Raw genomic sequence first — 17,818 nt, 5'->3', positions numbered from 1 at the left:
AGAGTTTCGGGGAGGGGTGGGGTGGGGGGGGGGGGGAGGCCCCCCCCCCCCCCCCACCCCCCCCCCACCCCCCCCCCCACCCCCCCCCCCCCCCCACCCCCCCCCCCCCCCCCCCCGCGGCGTTGCTTGTCGCCGTGTCGTCCGTCAGGCGGACTTGCGGCTGTCTCGCGGATGTACGGCGATGTTCATGGCGCCGGAGCGAAGGACCGCCAGCCTCTCGGCCAGGACCTCCTCCAGCTCCTCGCGGGTGCGCCGCTCCATGAGCATGTCCCAGTGCGTTCGCGCCGGCTTGCCCTTCTTCTCCTCGGGGCCGTCCCCGTCCACCAGGAGTGCCTGGCTGCCGCAGACCTTGCACTCCCACTCCGGCGGAATTTCCGCTTCCACCGAGAAGGGCATCTCAAAACGATGGCCCTTCTCGCATGCGTACTCCACGGCCTGGCGCGGGGCCAGATCGATGCCGCGGTCGGTCTCGTAGCTGGTCACCACGAGGCGCGTGCCGCGAAGAGCTCGCTCACTCATGAATCGTGCCTCCCGGGCTTGTCGCCCACAGGACAGGTGTCGCTGTCGTCGTCATCCGGTCAACGTCCGGTCGGCGGTAAAGATTCCCGTTCCGGGTCATGCGTCGCCCGTCGTGCCGCCCCTTGTTCTACCCACCAGTGCCCGGTTTGTCACATCTGGCAGCAGATGTCACCCAGCGTCTTCACCAAAGCAGCACGCAGTAACGGTCCGCCTGGCAGGCCAAAGGCGTACACTACCGGCCTTTCACTTCCGCGTCTAAATCCGCTCCGGAACCGGGTTGCCGGCGGCGGCCACCGCACGGCGTACCGGGACCCGCGCGAGCAGCAGAAAACCGGCCGCGAAGAAGATCACCAGAGAGATGATGGCATCCCGATAGCTGCCGGTCAGCTGATACGCGAGACCGAACACCAGCGGGCCGAGCCAGCTCAGGCCCCGGTCGCTCATCTCGTAGGCCGAGAAGTACTCCGCCTCCTTGCCGCGCGGAACGAGATGTGAGAACAGCGAGCGCGACAGCGCCTGGCTCCCGCCGAGCACCAGACCGATCGCCCCCGCCATGATGAAGAACGCCACCGGCGCACCGGCCGGCAGGAAGTACCCGGCGGCCAGGATCAGCGTCCAGATCGCCAGCGATCCCAGGATCGTGCGCTTGGCGCCGTACGAACGCGCCAGCCGGCCCATGCCGAGGGCGCCCGCCACCGCGAGCACCTGCACAAGGAGCACCGCGGTGATCAGCGTCGTCTGGTCGAGCCCCAGCTCCGCGGAGCCGTAGATCGACGCCTGCGAGATCACGGTCTGCACCCCGTCGTTGTAGACGAGGTACGCGAGCAGGAACGACAGCGTCAGCGGGTGGCGCCGCATGTCCCGCAGGGTCGCGATCAGCTGCCGCCAGCCACCGCCCACCGCACCCTCGCCATGCGGCTTGACGCGCCGGTCGCGCAGCCGCCGGAGCGGTACGAGGGTGAAGGCGCCCCACCACAGTCCGGCCGAGGCCAGACAGATCCGCACCGCCGCGCCCTCGGAGAGCCCGAAGGACTCGTGCCCCGAGTACAGGACCAGATTGAGGACGAGGACGATCGCCCCCGAGGTGTAGCCGAACGCCCAGCCGCGCGAGGAGACCGCGTCCCGCTCGTCCGGCTCCGCGATCTGCGGCAGATACGCGTTGTAGAGCACCATCGAGACCGCCAGTGAGGCGTTCGCCACGATGAGCAGGAACGCGCCCAGCAGATACCGGTCGCCGCTCAGGAAGAACATCCCCGCGGTCGCCGTCGCGCCGATGTACGCGGAGACGGCGAGCAGCGGCTTCTTGCGGCCCGTACGGTCCGCCACCGCGCCCACCAGCGGCATCACAAGCACCGCCACCACGATCGAGGCCGAGACGGCGTAGGCGAACAGGGAGCCGGCCCGCACCGGTATGCCGAGGGGATGGACGAAGCCCTCCGCGTCCGCCGCAGCCTCTGCCACCGACGTCAGATAGGGGCCCAGGAACACGGTGAGGACGCTCGACGAGTAGACCGAGACGGCGAAGTCGTAGAAGTACCAGCCGCGCTGCTCGCGTCTGCGGTCGGCCGGATCGGCGGCGGGCCGCTCCTCCGGTTCTGTGGTGTCGGCAGTCAAGACCGCGGCCCCCTCGTTCGTCCCCGTGGCGGGACGCGCGCTCAGACCCACACGCCCCGGTCGGTCAGCACTGCGCGCAGCGTCTCCAGATGATCGGTCATGATGCCATCCACGCCCAGGTCCAGGAGAGAGTTCATCCGCTCCGGATCGTTGACCGTCCACACATGCACCTGGAGCCCCCGGGCATGGGCCTCGCGGACGAACCGGCGGTCCACGACCGGGATCCCGCCCTGGCTCTCCGGGACCTGCGCGGCGACCGCGCCCGCGCGCAGCGCCGCCGGGATGCCGAGAGAGCGCAGCCGCAGGCCGAGGACGCCCTTGACGCCGAACGAGGTCGCGAGCCGCGGCCCCGCCAGGCGGTGCGCCCGGGCCACCCGGCTCTCGGTGAAGGAACCGACGCAGACCCGGTCCCACGCCCCGGTCCTGCGGATCAGGTCGATCAGCGGGGCCAGGGAGGACTCGGCCTTGAGGTCCACGTTCCAGCGCGCCTCCGGAAACTCCTCAAGGAGGTCCTCGAAGAGCGGCAGCGGCTCCTTGCCGGCCACCCGCGCCTCGCGGACGGCGTCCCAGGGGAGGTCGCGGATCCGGCCGGTGGCGTCCGTCACCCGGTCGAGCGTCGAGTCGTGGAAGGCGACCAGGGCGCCGTCCGCGGTGGTGTGCACATCGGTCTCGAAGTAGCGGTAACCGGCCGCCGCGGCCCGCCGGAAGGCGGCCGCGGTGTTCTCCAGGCCGTCCGCCGCGCCGCCGCGATGGGCGAACGGAATGGGGGACGGGTGGTCCAGATAGGGGTGGCGTACGCGAGTCACGGCCGCAGTATGGCCTGTTCCGGTGTCCCGGAGGCGACGACCGTGCTGCTCGCGTCCTGCTCGGGGATGGCGAACCGGCGCAGGAAGAACTGCGCGAGCGGGCCGATGGTCAGCGCGTACAGGACCGTACCGACGCCGACCGAGCCCCCGAGCAGGAAGCCGGTGGCCACGACGGCGACCTCGATCGCCGTACGCACCAGCCGGATCGATCGGCCGGTCAGTCGGTGCAGCCCTGTCATCAGGCCGTCGCGTGGGCCTGGACCGAAGCGGGCGGCGATGTAAAGGCCGGTCGCCGCGCCGTTGAGGACGATGCCGAGGACAAGGAGGGAGATCCGCGCGGCGAGTCCCTCGGCGTCCGGGACCAGGGCGAGGGTGCCGTCCATGGCCACGCCGATGACGAAGACGTTCGAGACCGTGCCGAGGCCCGGCTTCTGCCGGATCGGGATCCACAGCAGCAGGACGGCCGCCCCGACGATGATCGAGACGACTCCGATGGTCAGTCCGGTCTTCTCGGCGAGACCCTGATGGAGGACGCCCCAGGGCTCCAGACCGAGCCCGCCGCGCACAAGGAGTGCCGAGCTGATCCCGTACAGCGCCAGTCCGACGTACAGCTGCGCGAGCCGGCGGGTCAGATGACGACCGGTGAGCCGGCCGCGGAGGCCGGAGGCGTTGGACAAGGTAGTGCCCCCCTGTGTGGTGGTAGTGGACTGACTCATGACACTCTGTGGCTGGGGATCGGATGCCAACCATGGCCAATTCGAGGAAGGTGGACTGAATTCCATGGCTCAGTGGACCTCGGCCGTCGGGCCGGCGCAGCTCGCCCGGCAGCTTCAGGCGCAGCAGCCCCGTCCCGCCGGACCGGGCGCGCGCAAGCCGCCCGCGTACCGCGCGCTCGCCGACGGGATCCGCCTCCTCGTCCTGGAGGGCCGGGTGCCGGTCGCGGCCAGGCTGCCCGCCGAGCGCGAGCTCGCCGTCGCGCTGACGGTGAGCCGTACGACGGTGGCGGCCGCTTACGAGGCGCTGCGCGCCGAAGGGTTCCTGGAGTCGCGGCGCGGGGCCGGCAGCTGGACGGCCGTACCGGCCGGGAACCCGCTGCCCGCGCGCGGGCTCGAACCGCTGCCGCCGGAGTCGCTCGGCTCGATGATCGACCTCGGCTGCGCGGCGCTGCCCGCACCCGAGCCGTGGCTGACCCGCAGCGTCCAGGGCGCCCTGGAGGAGCTGCCGCCGTACGCCCACACGCACGGGGACTACCCGGCGGGGCTGCCCGCGCTGCGGCAGATGCTCGCCGACCGGTACACCGAGCGCGGCATCCCGACCATGCCCGAGCAGATCATGGTGACCACCGGCGCGATGGGCGCGATCGACGCCATCTGCCATCTCTTCGCGGGGCGCGGCGAGCGGATCGCCGTCGAGTCGCCCTCGTACGCCAACATCCTCCAGCTCATGCGGGAGGCGGGTGCCCGTCTGGTGCCGGTGGCGATGGCCGAGGGGCTTGCGGGCTGGGACCTGAACCGCTGGCGCCAGGTCCTGCGCGACGCGGCTCCGCGCCTCGCGTACGTCGTCGCCGACTTCCACAATCCGACCGGCGCGCTGGCCGACGAGGACCAGCGCCGGCAGCTGGTGGACGCGGCGCGCTCGGCGGGCACGGTCCTCGTCGTCGACGAGACGATGTCCGAGCTGTACCTGGACGACGACCTGGTCATGCCCCGGCCGGTGTGCGCGTTCGATCCGGCGGGCGCGACGGTGCTCACGGTCGGCTCGGCGAGCAAGGCCTTCTGGGCGGGCATGCGGATCGGCTGGGTCCGGGCCGCGCCCGACGTCATCCGCTCGCTGGTGGCCGCGCGGGCGTACGCGGACCTGGGCACCCCGGTCCTGGAGCAGCTCGGGGTCAACTGGCTGATGAGCACCGGGGGCTGGGAGCAGGCGGTCACCATCCGCCGTACCCAGGCGCGCGAGAACCGCGACGCGCTGGTCGCGGCGGTGCGGGCCGAGCTGCCGGAGTGGGAGTTCGACGTGCCGCGCGGCGGGCTGACGCTCTGGGTCCGCACGGGCGGCCTCTCCGGCTCGCGCCTCGCGGAGGTCGGCGAGCGCGTGGGCGTCCGGGTCCCCTCGGGCCCCCGCTTCGGCGTCGACGGCGCCTTCGAGGGCTACGTCCGCCTCCCGTTCACCGTGGGCGGCCCGGTCGCCGAGGAAGCCGCCTCCCGCCTGGCGGCCGCGGCCCGCCTGGTCGAATCCGGCGCAGGCACGGGCAACGACCAGCCGCGGGCGTTCGTGGCGTAGGGGCGGGGACGGCGACTCCGGGGCCCGGCGGTCAGCCCTCGGCGGGGACCGGGGGGCCCACGGGTGGCGTGGGCGTCTGGGGTGCGCCGAGGTCCAGGGTCGGACCCGGGGCCGGGGCGATCGCCGGCTCCGTGTGGCGCTCCGGGAGCAGCGCAAGCACCGCCCGCCGGTGCGCCTCGCTCGTCGCGTCGTCGTACGGGTCCGGCGTCGCCGGCACCTGGAGCCGCAGCACCGGCCCCGTACCGAGGCGGGCGTAGCCACGGCCCGGGGGGACGTTCGCGGTCGGGGTGGTGTGCGGCTGGACGCCGAGAACCGATTCGATCTGCCCGGGGGACGCGGGGCCGAGCACGACCCGGGCCCGCGTGTGCGTCCGTACCGTCTCGCTCAGTCCGTCCACGCTGTCGAACTGCTCCGCCACCACCACCGTGACCTGCGCGGCCCGTCCGTGCCGCAGCGGCACCTGGAGGAGGTCCTGCGGGTCGGGACGCCCGTCGGCCGCCGCCAGGTGACCGAGGACGCTCGGCCGGTCCAGCAGGATCCACAGCGGGCGCCGGGTGTCGTCGGGCGCTGGCCGGCCCGCCTGCCGGGCCCGGTTCGCGGCGATCAGCCGCCGCTCGGTCTCGTGCGCCGCCCACTCCAGACTCGCCAGCGCGCCGGTGAGACCGCACTCGACGGCCAGGACACCCGCGCGCCCCGTCAGGCAGGCGTATTCGCCGGTGCCGCTGCCCTCGACGATCAGCACGTCGCCGTGCGGCAGGGCCTGCAGGGCGATGGAGCGCAGCAGGGAGGTCGTACCGCTGCCGGGCTGGCCGACGGCGAGCAGGTGCGGCTCGGTGGAGCGCGGGCCCGTCCGCCAGACCACGGGGGGCGCGTCCACCTCCCCCTCACCCGCGAGGACCGGCACGGTCCGCTGCACGGCGTCCGCGTCGGTGAAGCCGAGGACCGTCTCGCCCGGCACGGTGACGAAGCGCTGGGCGGCGATCGTGGTGGGCAGGGCGGGCAGCACGCTCATGACCAGCTGGTTGCCCTCCTCGTCCCAGTCGAAGAGGTACTCCCGGCCGCGCCCCGACTTGGCGTGCAGCAGCAGCTCGATCCGGGCGCGGGCCTCGGCCTCGCCGTCCGTGAAGTACGCGGGGTACCGGATCCGCAGCCGCGTGAGGCGTCGGCCCTCGTCGAAGGCGTACTCCCCGAAGGCGCCGCTCCAGTCACCACCGTGCGCGAAGAGGGGGGCCGGGTCCTCGGGGACGGAGAAGTACGGCACCAACGCCTCGTAGAGGCTCTTGAGCCGCTCGGCCTCGACGTCGTCGGGCCCGGTCTTCACGACCGGGCGCTCGCGCCCCTTCCACGCGGCCGCGCCCATCACCGAGACGAGCGCGAGGAGCGGCCCGTACGGGACGAGGGCGAGGACGAGGACGCAGGCCGCGACCAGGAGCAGCGTGGGACCGCGCCGCTCCTTGGGGGTCGCGGCCCACCTGGCACGCGCGGTCGCGGCCAGCTTCCGCAGACCACGCGTGATGGTGATCAGCGGATGGAGCACATCGGTGGCGCTGTCGGCGGCCGTGCGCGCGATCTCTCGACTGCGGACGATCTGCGTGCGGGCGATCTGCGCGCTGCCGCTGCTCAGAATGCGGGGGAGTGGTCGCCGGGCCACGTCGTACTCCTGGAGTTGTGGAAGGGGCTGAGGGGCGTCAGAACTTGATCCCGCCCAAGAGGCTGGCGAGGCTCTGGCCGCCCGCGGTGATGCTCGGGGCGATGGCGGTGCCCGCGAGGTAGAAGCCGAACAGCGAGCTGACGAGGGCGTGGGACGCCTTCATCCCGTCCTTCTTGAAGAACAGGAAGGAGATGACGCCGAGCAGGACCACGATTGAGAGGTTCAGGACCATGAGGGGTTCTCCTGGGTGAGGGGACAGTCACCATGAGTCCTTCCAGGTTCACAGGAAGTATCTATGCGATTAAAGGTGCATAAGGGTGAAAGATGGGCGATTTCACTTGACTGGCGGATGTGGGGGGCTTGCCGAGTGGCGAAATGCGCGGAGCGCGCTAGCGCGGGCGGCGCTCGCGTCCCGGGTGAGCTGCGGTGATCCTTGCCGTGGACGCCCCACGTCATGTCGCCGGACGGGCAGTACCCTGTCGATTCACTCGTACGGCCGCGCTTGCCGTGCGCGGCCGGAAGTTCCGGAAGTTCCGAGGAGAGAAAGGCGGGCACGTCGGATGAGCGAGACTCCGGACCCCGAGGTCATCGAGCTGGCGAGCAAGGTCTTCGACCTGGCGCGCACGGGCGACGCCGAGGCGCTGGCCTCCTACGTCGACGCGGGCGTCCCGGCGAACCTCACCAACGACAGGGGCGACTCGCTGGTCATGCTCGCCGCCTACCACGGGCACGCCGACGCGGTCACGGCCCTGCTGGCCCGGGGCGCCGACGCTGACCGCGCCAACGACCGCGGGCAGACCCCGCTCGCGGGCGCGGTCTTCAAGGGCGAGGACGCCGTCGTCCGCGCGCTGCTCGCCGGCGGCGCAAATCCGGAAGCGGGGACTCCGTCCGCCGTGGATACTGCTCGGATGTTTGGGAAGGCAGAACTCCTGGAGCTGTTCGGCGCCCGCTGAGGGGCCGGACGAGATCCGGGTGAACGGGCGCTGAACCCCAGGTGAGAGCGGTGTCGTAAATGTGGTCGCGGTGGCGAAATGGCTGGGTCATCATGACGTCGGGCCCGCAGGGGGCCACCGACGAGAGGCAGAGGAAGATGGTCAACACCAAGCGAAGGACGACGGGCGGCTCGACATGTTGCTGCGCGGCCTAGGCGATCTCCAGTGCCCGGTACTTCCGGTCGTGTCGACAGCTTGATGTGAGGCGTCTTCCATGTTCGATCCAGTCATAGCGCCGAGCGGCACCCTGCTCGGCCTGCTGCAGAGGGGCCGCGGCGACGGCACCCTGCACGCGCTCGCCGCGCCCCGTGCCGAGGCCCTCGCGGCCCTGAACCACTGCGTTCTCAGCGACCCCCGCCACGACTGGCGGGTCGAGAACCGCTCCCTGTACTACGCACGGCTGTACCTCGATCTCGCCGGCGGGCTCGAGGAGATCGAGACCCACCTCTTCGGGGCCGAGGACCACCTCGACGCCGAGGAGAACAGGACCGGGCTCGCGCTCGCCGTCCTCGGGCACCTCGCCTCCTACGGACGCCAGGACGCCCTGGTGCTGCTCCGGCGGTACGCCGCGACCGGCACGAACTGGGCGTGGGCCCTCGACGAGCTCGCCCTGCGCGACGACGACGCCGGGCTGCGCTCGCTCGCCCTCCCCGTCCTCGCCCGCTTCCCGGCCGGCCCGGAGGGCGACGCCGAGCTGGCGAGCGCCGTACGGGACGCCTTCGAGCCCCGGCCGTGGCGGCTGTGGGCCGAGGACCGGCGGGAGGCCGTCGGAGCCAGGGTCAAGGCCGCCCAGGAACGCGGCTCCTTCGACCGCTGGCAGCGCCAGATGCGACCGAGCGGGCCCCGGCCCGGCTGGAGCGTCCAGGCGGTCTTCGACTGGGCCCAGGAGGGCCTGGAGCGCGGCGCCGAGCTGCACGGGCCCGCCGCCCGCTGCCTCACCGCCGTCGCGGGACCCGAGGACCGGCCGCTGATCGTCGAGGCCGCCCGCAGCGGACCCGACGGGGCGCGCTGTGCCGCCCTGCACTACCTCGCCGAGGCACGCGACCCCGCCGTCCTCGACCTGATCGAGGCCGCGGCCGGCAGTGACTCCCGTACGGTCGCCGAGGCCGCCGTCGCCGCGTTCGAGCGGATGTGCGGCGAGGCCGCCGTCGACCGCGCGCGCGGCTGGGTCCACCGGCCCGACGCGCTCGGCGCCGCCGCCGCGGGCGTCCTCGCCTGCCGGGGCGGGGCCCAGGACACCACGCTCGTCCTCGGCGCCCTGCGAGAGACCGTCCGGTCCGCGGGCCCCGACGCGACCGCCCTCTACACCCTCGTCGACGGCGCCGGCCGCCTCGGCATCGGCTGCGCCGCGCCCGTACTGCGCCACGTCTACCGAGAGACCGCCTCCTCCCAGCTCCGCGGCCGAACCGCCCGCGCCCTCGCGGCCACCGACCCGACTTTCCCGACGGGCTTCGCCGTCGAATGCCTCTGGGACTGCGAGGAGACCACCCGCGAGCTCGCGGCCCAGCACGCCGAGACCGGCGACGTCCGCGTCGCGGAACGCTTGCGCCGCCTGGCCGCGGACCCGGCCGAGGAGGCCGAGGTCCAGACGGCGGTCCGCAACCGGATAGGGCCGGACCTGCAGGTGTGACGGTGGGCGCGGCCTGGGGGCCGCGCTGGGCGTTGGGGGGCCGCGCCCCGGGGCGGTGCGGCCTGGGGCGGTGCGGCCTGGGGCGGTGCGGCCTGGGGTGGTGCGGCCTGGGGGAGCCGGGGCCGCGCCCAGGGCGTCGGGTGCCGTCGGCGCCGCCGGCGCCGCGGGCCGCCGCTCGGGCCGCTGGGGCCGCGCCGTTGTCGGCGTGGCGCCCTCGCCGGCGCCGGGGCCGCGCCCGGGGCGCGGCGGCCGCGGACGCCCGGCCGCCTGCGTTGCGCGCCGCCGTGCCCACGCCTTGAGCGGCGCCGCGCCCATTGGCGCCTTGGCCCCCGGGGCCGCACTCCGGCCGGTGCCGCGCTCTTCGGCGCCTCGGCCGCCGGGCCGCGCCCGAGGGGCGCCGCGCCCACCGGCGCCCCGGCCGCCGGTCCCGCACCCCGGCCGCCGGGGCGTCGCCGACGACCGGCGGCGCCGACGAACCCCGGCGGGCGCGCCACGGTTCCCGTGACGGGGGCCCGAGGACCACCCGTGGCCACGCCCCGGGACGTGGGCCGGCCCGCGTCCCGGCCTGGGCCGGCCGGTGGGACCGGTCCATAGGGATGGCGCGCCAACGGGCTGCGGCTCCGGCGGCTCCTCCGGTGGCGTTCCCCGGCCGCCGGGCCGGTCCTCGGCGGCTCGTCGGGCAGGGCGGCACCGGTTCCCGAGACAGGGAGCCCGCGCGAGGAGGCAAACGCTCATGGGACGTTCCCCGGGTGTCCAGATCCCCGTCGGCGGGAACACGCCGGGCGCGACGACAACACCGGTATGCGTGTCGTCATCGTCACCGAATCCTTCCCACCCGATGTCAATGGTGTGGCGCACTGCGCCCAGCAGACCGCGCGCCACCTCGTCCGCCGCGGCCATGACCCGCTCGTCATCGCCCCGGCCGTCGCCGGAGCGACCGACGCCCCGGACGCCGACGCGCCCTGCCCCGTCGTGCGCGTACCGTCCCTGCCCCTGCCCGGCTACCCCCAGGTGCGCGTCGCCCTCCCCAGCCGCCGCCTCGCCACCGCCATCGCCGCGCACCGCGCCGATGTCGTCCACCTGGCCAGCCCCTTCGTGCTCGGCGTACGCGGCATGGCCGCCGCGACCCGCCTCGGACTGCCCACCGTCGCCGTCTACCAGACCGACCTCGCCGGGTACGCCCGCACCTACATGGGCGCCGGCGAGGGCGCCGCCTGGCGCCGGCTGCGAACCGTCCACGGCGCCGCCGACCGCACCCTCGCCCCGTCCACCGCCGCCGCGCGCGACCTGGAGACGCACGGCATCGGCCGTATCCGGCTCTGGCGACGTGGCGTCGACACCGTCCGCTTCCGCCCCGAACTGCGCGACGACGCCCTGCGCCGCGAACTCGCCCCGAACGGCGAACTCCTCGTCGGCTACATCGGCCGCCTCGCCGCCGAGAAGCGGGTCGAACTGCTCTCCGGCGTGTGCGGACTGCCCGGCATACGGGTCGTGGTCGTCGGCGACGGACCCAGCGAACCGGCCCTGCGCACCGCCCTCCCCGGAGCCCGGTTCCTCGGCCGCCGCACGGGCGACGACCTGGCGAGGATCTTCGCCTCCCTGGACGTGTTCGCGCACACCGGCCCGTACGAGACCTTCTGCCAGACCGTGCAGGAGGCGATGGCGAGCGGTGTCCCGGTGGTCGCCCCGGCCGCCGGCGGCCCGCTGGACCTCGTCGACCACCGCCGTACCGGTCTCCTCGTCCCGCCGGACGACATCACCGCGCTACGGGACGCCGTGGCCTCCCTCGCCGAGGCACCGGCCCTGCGCGCCGCCTACGGGCGGGCGGGCCGGGCGGCCGTCGAGGGCCGGACCTGGGAGGCCGTCGGCGACGAGCTGGTCGGTCACTACCTGGAGGTCCTGCGCGAGCGGACGGCGGTGGCGGCATGAGAGGCTCCGCGACGGGCCCGGGGATAGGGCTGGCGGCAGGCCGGGCGGCAGGCCGGGCGGCAGGCTCGGCGACGGGCCCGGGGGAAGGCCCGGCGACAGGCCCCGCGACACCCGGGCCGAGGCCCCTGCGCATCGTCCGGCTCGCCAACTTCGTCACCCCCACGTCCGGGGGTCTGCGCACCGCCCTCGAACAGCTCGGCCGCGGCTACCGCGCCGCCGGGCACGAGCCCGTCCTGATCGTCCCCGGCGACGTCGAGAGCGACCAAGTCACCGACCAGGGGCGGATCATCACCCTCCCCGGTCCCGTTCTGCCCGGCACCGGCGGCTACCGCGTCCTCGCCGACCGGCGCCGCGTCCGCCGGCTCCTGGAGGAACTCGCTCCGGACCGCATCGAGGTCTCCGACCGTACGACCTTGCGCTGGACGGGGGAGTGGGCGCGCCGGGCCAGGGTGCCCTCGGTGATGGTCTCCCACGAGACCGCCGACGGCGTCCTGCGTACCTGGGGCGTGCCGCAGGCCGCCGCGGCCCGTGCCGCCGACCGGCTCAACCGCCGTACGGCGTGGGCGTATTCGCGGATCGTCTGCACGACCGAGTGGGCGGAGCGGGAGTTCGTACGGATCGGGGCCCGCAACGTGCTGCGCGCGCCGCTCGGCGTGGACCTGGACCGCTGCCGGCCGGGGCGGCGCAGTACCGTCCTGCGGGCCAAGCACGTGGACGGCGAGCGGGTGCTGCTGCTGATGTGCTCGCGGCTCTCCGTGGAGAAACGACCCGGCACGGCCCTGGACGCCCTCGCGCACCTGCGGGCCCAGGGAGTCCGGGCCGTGCTCGCCGTGGCGGGCGACGGGCCGCTGCGGGGCGCCCTGGAGCGGCGGGCGCGGGAGGAACGGCTCCCGGTGCGTTTCCTGGGGCACGTCCCCGACCGCGAGGCCCTGGCCGACCTCCAGGCCTCCGCCGACCTGTGCCTGGCCCCCGGGCCCGCGGAGACCTTCGGCCTCTCGGCGCTGGAGGCCCTCGCCTGCGGCACCCCGGTCGTGGCCAGCGCCTCCTCCGCGCTCCCCGAGGTCATCGGCGACGCGGGCGCCTGCGCCCCGGACGACCCGGCCGCGTTCGCGGCGGCCGTCCGCACCGTACTGGCCCACCCGGAACACCCGCGCCGCGCGGCGGCACGCGCGCGTGCCGAACTCTTCGGCTGGGACCGCTCGATCGCCGCCTTCCTCCACGCCCACGACGCGACCCCGACCCCGATCCTCGTCCCGCCGCAGGGGGCCCGCCCATGACGACAACGGCCCCACCGGGCACGGCACCCACAACGGACGAACCCCTGGTCCCCGCCGGTCCGTCGGGTACGCCCGGGGCAGTGACTGAGAGGTCGGACACACCCGGATCGACGCTCCCCGCCGGAAGGCCGGTTACGCCCGGATCGGTGGCCGCGGCCGGGCTGCCGGATGCGCCCGAGAAGACGGCTGCCTCGGGGACGGCGGCTATGCCCGGATCGTCGGCCCCCGCCGGTCCCTCGGGTGCCCCCGAGACAGTGGCTGCCGCCGGGGTGTTCGGTCCACCCGGATCGGCGGGCCGCGCCGGGCCGTGGGGCCCTCCCGGGACGACAGACGCGCTGGTCCCCGCCAGTCCGTCAGGTACACCCGAGGCAGCCACCGCCGACCAGGGGTCGGACACGCCCGGATCGTCGGCCCCCGCCGGTCCCTCGGGTGCCCCCGAGACGATGACTACCGCCGGGACCTCCGGTCCACCCGGATCGGCGGGCACCGCCGGAGCATCGGGCTCTCCCCGGGCCGTAGACGTGCCTGGTCCGGTACGGCCGGTCGTCGAAGCCGGGGGTGTCGGGGGCACACCGGCGATCAGCGGGCACGCGCGCGTGGGTCCGGTGCCCGCGCCCCGGCGGGCTGTTCCCGGGGGTGCCCGGACGGCGGGCGTGGCCGAGACCGGGGTGTTGCGGTTCGCCGTCCTCGGGGACTCGCTCAGCGAGGGCGTCGGTGACCGCGTCGGCGGTGCCTGGCGCGGGTGGGCCGCCCTGCTCGCCGACGGGCTCGCGGGGCCCGGGCAGCGGCTCGACTTCCGGAACCTGGCCGTCAGCGGCGCCCAGAGCCGCGAGGTCGCCGAGCGACAGACCCCCGAGGCCCTGGCGTTCCGGCCCCACCTCGCCTCCGTCGTCGTCGGCGTCAACGACACCCTGCGCCACACCTTCGACATCGAACAGCTCGCCCGCCGCCTCGACCGCGTCTGCGCGGACCTCACCGCGAGCGGAGCCGTACTCCTCACTGCCTGCCTCCCCGACCCCGGCCGCATGCTCGGCCTCCCCGCGCCGCTCGCCCGCCCGCTCGCCCGGCGCCAGAAGGCCGTCAACACCCTCGTCCACGCACTCTCCACCCGCTACGACTCCGTCCACCTCCATCTCGCCGACAGCGCCTGGACCGACGACCGGTCCCTCTGGAGCGCCGACCGCCTCCACCCCGGCGAGCGCGGCCACCGGGCGATAGCCGCCCGGTTCCACGCGCTCCTCGCCGCCCGCGGCCTCGCCCACGGCACGCCGCCCTCACCCGACCCCCAGCAGGCGCCGCCCACCCGTACGGAGGCGGTGCTCTGGCTCGCCACCGCCGGCACCGGCTGGGTGCTCCGGCGCTGCACCGACCTGCTGCCCCAGCTGATGCACCTCGCGGGCGCCGAGCTGCGCCACTGGGCGCGCGGCACCGACGACCGGCTCGACCAGCGGGCCGAACACGCCCTGACCGCCGCGCTCGCGGCCGTGTCCCTGGACGCCCCGGTGGCCACAATGGGGGAATGACCGGACGCTGGGAGTTCTGGATCGACCGTGGCGGCACCTTCACCGACGTCGTGGGCCGGAGGCCCGACGGGCGGCTCGTCACCCGCAAGCTGCTCTCCCACGACCCCGCCCGCCCCCACGACGCGGCCGTCGCCGGAATCCGCCTCCTCCTCGGGCTCGGCCCCGACGAGCCGGTGCCCGCCGACCGCGTCGCCGTCGTCAAGATGGGCACGACCGTCGCCACCAACGCCCTCCTGGAGCGGCGCGGCGAGCCGACGGTCCTCCTCGTCACCGAGGGCTTCCGCGACGCCCTGCGCATCGCCTACCAGAACCGGCCCCGGCTCTTCGACCGCCACATCGTGCTCCCCGAGGCCGTCTACGAGCGCGTCATCGAGGTCCCCGAGCGGGTCGACGCCCAGGGCCGGGTGGTGCGGCCGCTCGACGAGGACGCCGTCGCCGAGGAGTTGCGGGCCGCCCACCGCGACGGCCTCCGATCCGCCGCCGTCGTCCTCATGCACGGCTACCGCCACCCCGACCACGAGAGCCGCATCGCCGCCCGCGCCCGCGACCTCGGCTTCACCCAGGTCAGCTGCTCCCACGAGGTCAGCCCGCTGATCAAACTCGTGCCCCGCGGCGACACCACCGTCGTCGACGCCTATCTCTCCCCGATCCTCCGCCGCTACGTCGACGAGGTGGCCCGCGAACTCGCCGGAATCCGGCTGATGTTCATGCAATCCAACGGCGGCCTGCGCGAGGCCGCCCACTTCCGGGGCAAGGACGCCGTCCTGTCCGGACCGGCCGGCGGCGTCGTCGGCATGGCCCGCACCTCGGGACAGGCCGGGTTCGACCGGGTCATCGGTTTCGACATGGGCGGCACCTCCACCGATGTGTCGCACTACGCGGGCGAGTTCGAGCGTGAACTGGGTACACAGGTCGCGGGCGTCCGGATGCGCGCCCCGATGATGAACATCCACACCGTCGCCGCGGGCGGCGGCTCCGTCCTCCACTACGACGGCCAGCGCTACCGCGTCGGCCCCGACTCCGCGGGCGCCGTCCCCGGCCCCGCCTGCTACCGCCGCGGCGGCCCGCTGACCGTCACCGACGCCAACGTGATGCTCGGCCGCGTCCAGCCCGCCCACTTCCCGGCCGTCTTCGGACCGGACGGCGACCAGCCGCTCGACGACACCGTCGTACGGGAGAAGTTCACCGCGCTCGCCCAGGAGATCGGCGGCGGCCGCACCCCCGAGGAGGTCGCCGCCGGCTTCCTGGAGATCGCCGTCCTCAACATGGCCAACGCGGTCAAGAAGATCTCCGTCCAGCGCGGCCACGACATCACCCGCTACGCCCTCACCAGCTTCGGCGGCGCAGGCGGCCAGCACGCCTGCGCCGTCGCCGATGCCCTGGGCGTCGACACCGTCCTCGTACCGCCGCTGGCCGGTGTCCTGTCCGCGTACGGCATCGGGCTCGCCGACGCCACCGCCATGCGGGAGCAGTCGGTCGAGGCCGAGCTCGACGCGGAGGGGACGCACGCGCGCGTGCGAGACCTCTGCTCCGAACTCGCCGCGCGGACCACGGAAGAGCTCCGCGCGGACGGACTGCCCGACTCCGCGATCACCACCCACGCGCGCGTGCTCCTGCGTTACGCCGGCACCGACTCGAGCCTCCAGGTCGACCTCGCCTCCGCCGACGAGATGCGAGAGGCGTTCACGGCCGTCCACCGCGCGCGGTACGCCTTCACCATGGACCGGCCGCTCGTCGTCGAGGCCGTCTCCGTGGAGGCCGTGGGGCTCGCCGGACCGCACGGGCCCGTCGCCGTCGAGGCGGGAGAACGGAGAGGGGAGCTCACACCCCGGGCGACCGTACGGATGCTCAGCGGCCGCACCGCCGCCGACACCCCGCTGTACCGCCGGGAGGACCTGCGCCCCGGGGACACCGTCACCGGACCCGCGATCCTCGCCGAGGCCGACGCCACCACCGTCGTCGACCCCGGCTGGCAGGCCGAGGCCGGTGACGGCGGACACCTCGTCCTCACCCGCGCGACACCCCGCCCCGGGCGCGTGGCGGTCGGCACGGACGTCGACCCGGTCCTCCTGGAGGTCTTCAACAACCTCTTCATGGCGATCGCCGAGCAGATGGGCGTCCGCCTGGAGAACACCGCCCACTCCGTCAACATCAAGGAGCGACTCGACTTCTCCTGCGCCCTGTTCGATCCCGAGGGCAACCTCATCGCCAACGCGCCCCACATCCCCGTCCACCTCGGCTCCATGGGCGAGTCCATCAAGGAGGTGCTGCGGCGCGGGGGCGACACCCTGCGCCCCGGTGACGTCTACGCCATCAACGACCCGTACCACGGCGGCACCCACCTGCCGGACATCACCGTGGTCACACCGGTCTTCGACGACGCGGGCGACCGGCTGCTGTTCCTCGTCGCCTCGCGCGGCCACCACGCCGAGATCGGCGGGATCACCCCCGGCTCCATGCCCGCCTTCAGCAAGACCGTGCACGAGGAGGGCGTCCTCTTCGACAACTGGCTGCTCGTACGGGACGGGCGGTTGCGCGAGGAGGAGACCCGGGCGCTCCTCACCGAGGCCCAGTACCCCTCCCGCGACCCGGACACCAATCTCGCCGACCTGCGCGCCCAGATCGCCGCCAACGAGAAGGGCATCGAGGAACTGCGCAAGATGGTCGACCAGTTCGGCCTCGACGTCGTCCACGCCTACATGCGGCACGTGCGCGCCAATGCCGAGGAGTCCGTACGGCGGATCGTGGCCGGCCTCCGGGACGGCTCGTACCGCTACGAGACGGACGGTGGCGCGGTCGTCCAGGTAGCGGTCCGCGTCGACCGCGAACGGCGCTCCGCGGTCCTGGACTTCAGCGGTACCTCGCCGCAGCTGCCGGGCAACGCCAACGCGCCGACCTCCGTCGTGATGGCCGCCGTCCTGTACGTCTTCCGCACCCTTGTCGACGACGACATCCCCCTCAACAGCGGCTGCCTGGAGCCCCTGGACGTCCTGGTGCCGCCCGGCTCCATGCTCGCGCCCTCCTACCCGGCGGCGACCGTCGCCGGGAACGTGGAGACCTCCCAGGCGGTCACCGGCGCCCTCTACGCGGCCCTCGGAGTCCAGGCCGAGGGCTCGGGCACGATGAACAACGTCACCTTCGGCAACGCGCGCGTGCAGTACTACGAGACGGTGGCGAGCGGCTCCGGCGCGGGCGACGGCTTCGACGGGGCCGACGCCGTCCAGACCCACATGACCAACTCCCGGCTCACCGACCCCGAGATCCTGGAGTGGCGCTACCCGGTCCGGGTGGACTCCTTCGCGGTACGGAAGGGCAGCGGCGGCAGCGGACGGTGGCGCGGCGGGCAGGGCGTCGAACGCCGGATCCGGTTCCTCGCCCCCATGACCGTGGCCCTGCTGACCGGCCACCGCCGGGTCCCGCCCTACGGGATGGCCGGTGGGGAGCCCGGGGCGCTCGGGGAGAACCTGGTCGAACGCACCGACGGCACGGTCCAGCACCTCGACGGAGTCGACACCACCGACGTCGGCCCGGACGACGTCCTGGTCGTCCGGACCCCGGGCGGCGGCGGTTACGGCAGCCCCTGAAGGCGGCCGTGTC

The 17,818-nt window shown here is 74.2% G+C and carries 13 protein-coding genes; 7 read left to right on the top strand and 6 right to left on the bottom strand.

The window, feature by feature from the left end; genetic code table 11:
- Window positions 1-144: 144 nt before the first annotated feature.
- From ACZ4VI_RS09355 to yczE, 4 genes are all read right to left on the bottom strand, one after another.
- Window positions 145-519 (bottom strand): RNA polymerase-binding protein RbpA, encoded by a 375-nt coding sequence (locus ACZ4VI_RS09355; protein WP_026278069.1) that lies wholly within the window; start codon window positions 517-519, stop codon window positions 145-147.
- Between the two features lie 255 nt (window positions 520-774).
- Window positions 775-2,133, bottom strand: a complete 1,359-nt coding sequence (locus ACZ4VI_RS09350; protein WP_467998161.1) for an MFS transporter — start codon at window positions 2,131-2,133, stop codon at window positions 775-777.
- Window positions 2,134-2,174: 41 nt separating this feature from the next.
- Window positions 2,175-2,939, bottom strand: a complete 765-nt coding sequence (locus tag ACZ4VI_RS09345; RefSeq protein WP_467998159.1) for a glycerophosphodiester phosphodiesterase — start codon at window positions 2,937-2,939, stop codon at window positions 2,175-2,177.
- Window positions 2,936-3,655 carry a membrane protein YczE gene (gene yczE, locus ACZ4VI_RS09340; protein WP_467998157.1) on the bottom strand — a complete coding sequence of 240 codons (720 nt, stop codon included), beginning with the start codon at window positions 3,653-3,655 and terminating at the stop codon, window positions 2,936-2,938. The genes ACZ4VI_RS09345 and yczE overlap by 4 nt, the downstream gene beginning before the upstream one ends.
- A gap of 64 nt (window positions 3,656-3,719) precedes the next feature.
- On the opposite strand from yczE, the gene ACZ4VI_RS09335 reads away from it, so the two are divergent.
- A complete protein-coding gene (locus ACZ4VI_RS09335) occupies window positions 3,720-5,219 on the top strand; it encodes an SCO1417 family PLP biosynthesis transcription factor (protein ID WP_467998155.1) in 1,500 nt (499 codons plus the stop codon).
- A gap of 31 nt (window positions 5,220-5,250) precedes the next feature.
- Here the strand turns inward: ACZ4VI_RS09335 and ACZ4VI_RS09330 are convergent, their stop codons facing one another.
- Together ACZ4VI_RS09330 and ACZ4VI_RS09325 are read right to left on the bottom strand one after the other, a co-directional pair.
- A complete protein-coding gene (locus ACZ4VI_RS09330) occupies window positions 5,251-6,870 on the bottom strand; it encodes a hypothetical protein (protein WP_467998153.1) in 1,620 nt (539 codons plus the stop codon).
- A 37-nt stretch (window positions 6,871-6,907) separates the two neighbouring features.
- Entirely contained in the window at window positions 6,908-7,102 is a 195-nt protein-coding gene (locus ACZ4VI_RS09325; RefSeq protein WP_467998151.1) for a hypothetical protein, read from the bottom strand.
- A gap of 328 nt (window positions 7,103-7,430) precedes the next feature.
- Between ACZ4VI_RS09325 and ACZ4VI_RS09320 the strand changes: the two genes are divergently transcribed.
- From ACZ4VI_RS09320 to ACZ4VI_RS09295, 6 genes are all read left to right on the top strand, one after another.
- A complete protein-coding gene (locus ACZ4VI_RS09320) occupies window positions 7,431-7,823 on the top strand; it encodes an ankyrin repeat domain-containing protein (protein WP_467998149.1) in 393 nt (130 codons plus the stop codon).
- A gap of 253 nt (window positions 7,824-8,076) precedes the next feature.
- Window positions 8,077-9,492, top strand: a complete 1,416-nt coding sequence (locus tag ACZ4VI_RS09315) for a HEAT repeat domain-containing protein (protein ID WP_467998147.1) — start codon at window positions 8,077-8,079, stop codon at window positions 9,490-9,492.
- An 801-nt stretch (window positions 9,493-10,293) separates the two neighbouring features.
- On the top strand, window positions 10,294-11,421 hold the full coding sequence (locus tag ACZ4VI_RS09310) for a glycosyltransferase family 4 protein (RefSeq protein WP_467998145.1): 1,128 nt from the start codon (window positions 10,294-10,296) through the stop codon (window positions 11,419-11,421).
- Window positions 11,418-12,698 (top strand): glycosyltransferase, encoded by a 1,281-nt coding sequence (locus tag ACZ4VI_RS09305; protein ID WP_467998143.1) that lies wholly within the window; start codon window positions 11,418-11,420, stop codon window positions 12,696-12,698. Before ACZ4VI_RS09310 ends, ACZ4VI_RS09305 begins: the two co-directional genes overlap by 4 nt.
- 653 nt (window positions 12,699-13,351) lie before the next feature.
- Window positions 13,352-14,221 (top strand): SGNH/GDSL hydrolase family protein, encoded by an 870-nt coding sequence (locus ACZ4VI_RS09300; protein ID WP_467998142.1) that lies wholly within the window; start codon window positions 13,352-13,354, stop codon window positions 14,219-14,221.
- On the top strand, window positions 14,218-17,805 hold the full coding sequence (locus ACZ4VI_RS09295; protein WP_467998140.1) for a hydantoinase B/oxoprolinase family protein: 3,588 nt from the start codon (window positions 14,218-14,220) through the stop codon (window positions 17,803-17,805). The genes ACZ4VI_RS09300 and ACZ4VI_RS09295 overlap by 4 nt, the downstream gene beginning before the upstream one ends.
- Window positions 17,806-17,818 lie beyond the last annotated feature (13 nt).

This window comes from Streptomyces sp. NPDC029169 (assembly GCF_055563935.1).
The sequence above is the reverse complement of the archived record's forward strand: the minus strand, read 5'-3'. Positions and strand labels throughout refer to the sequence as shown.

Bases quoted from the DNA above. Each gene is read 5' to 3' on its own strand.
- ACZ4VI_RS09355 (WP_026278069.1), bottom strand. From the start codon at position 519: ATGAGTGAGCGAGCTCTTCGCGGCACGCGCCTCGTGGTGACCAGCTAC.
- yczE (WP_467998157.1), bottom strand. From the start codon at position 3,655: ATGAGTCAGTCCACTACCACCACACAGGGGGGCACTACCTTGTCCAAC.
- ACZ4VI_RS09335 (WP_467998155.1), top strand. From the start codon at position 3,720: ATGGCTCAGTGGACCTCGGCCGTCGGGCCGGCGCAGCTCGCCCGGCAG.
- ACZ4VI_RS09325 (WP_467998151.1), bottom strand. From the start codon at position 7,102: ATGGTCCTGAACCTCTCAATCGTGGTCCTGCTCGGCGTCATCTCCTTC.
- ACZ4VI_RS09320 (WP_467998149.1), top strand. From the start codon at position 7,431: ATGAGCGAGACTCCGGACCCCGAGGTCATCGAGCTGGCGAGCAAGGTC.
- ACZ4VI_RS09315 (WP_467998147.1), top strand. From the start codon at position 8,077: ATGTTCGATCCAGTCATAGCGCCGAGCGGCACCCTGCTCGGCCTGCTG.
- ACZ4VI_RS09310 (WP_467998145.1), top strand. From the start codon at position 10,294: ATGCGTGTCGTCATCGTCACCGAATCCTTCCCACCCGATGTCAATGGT.
- ACZ4VI_RS09305 (WP_467998143.1), top strand. From the start codon at position 11,418: ATGAGAGGCTCCGCGACGGGCCCGGGGATAGGGCTGGCGGCAGGCCGG.
- ACZ4VI_RS09295 (WP_467998140.1), top strand. From the start codon at position 14,218: ATGACCGGACGCTGGGAGTTCTGGATCGACCGTGGCGGCACCTTCACC.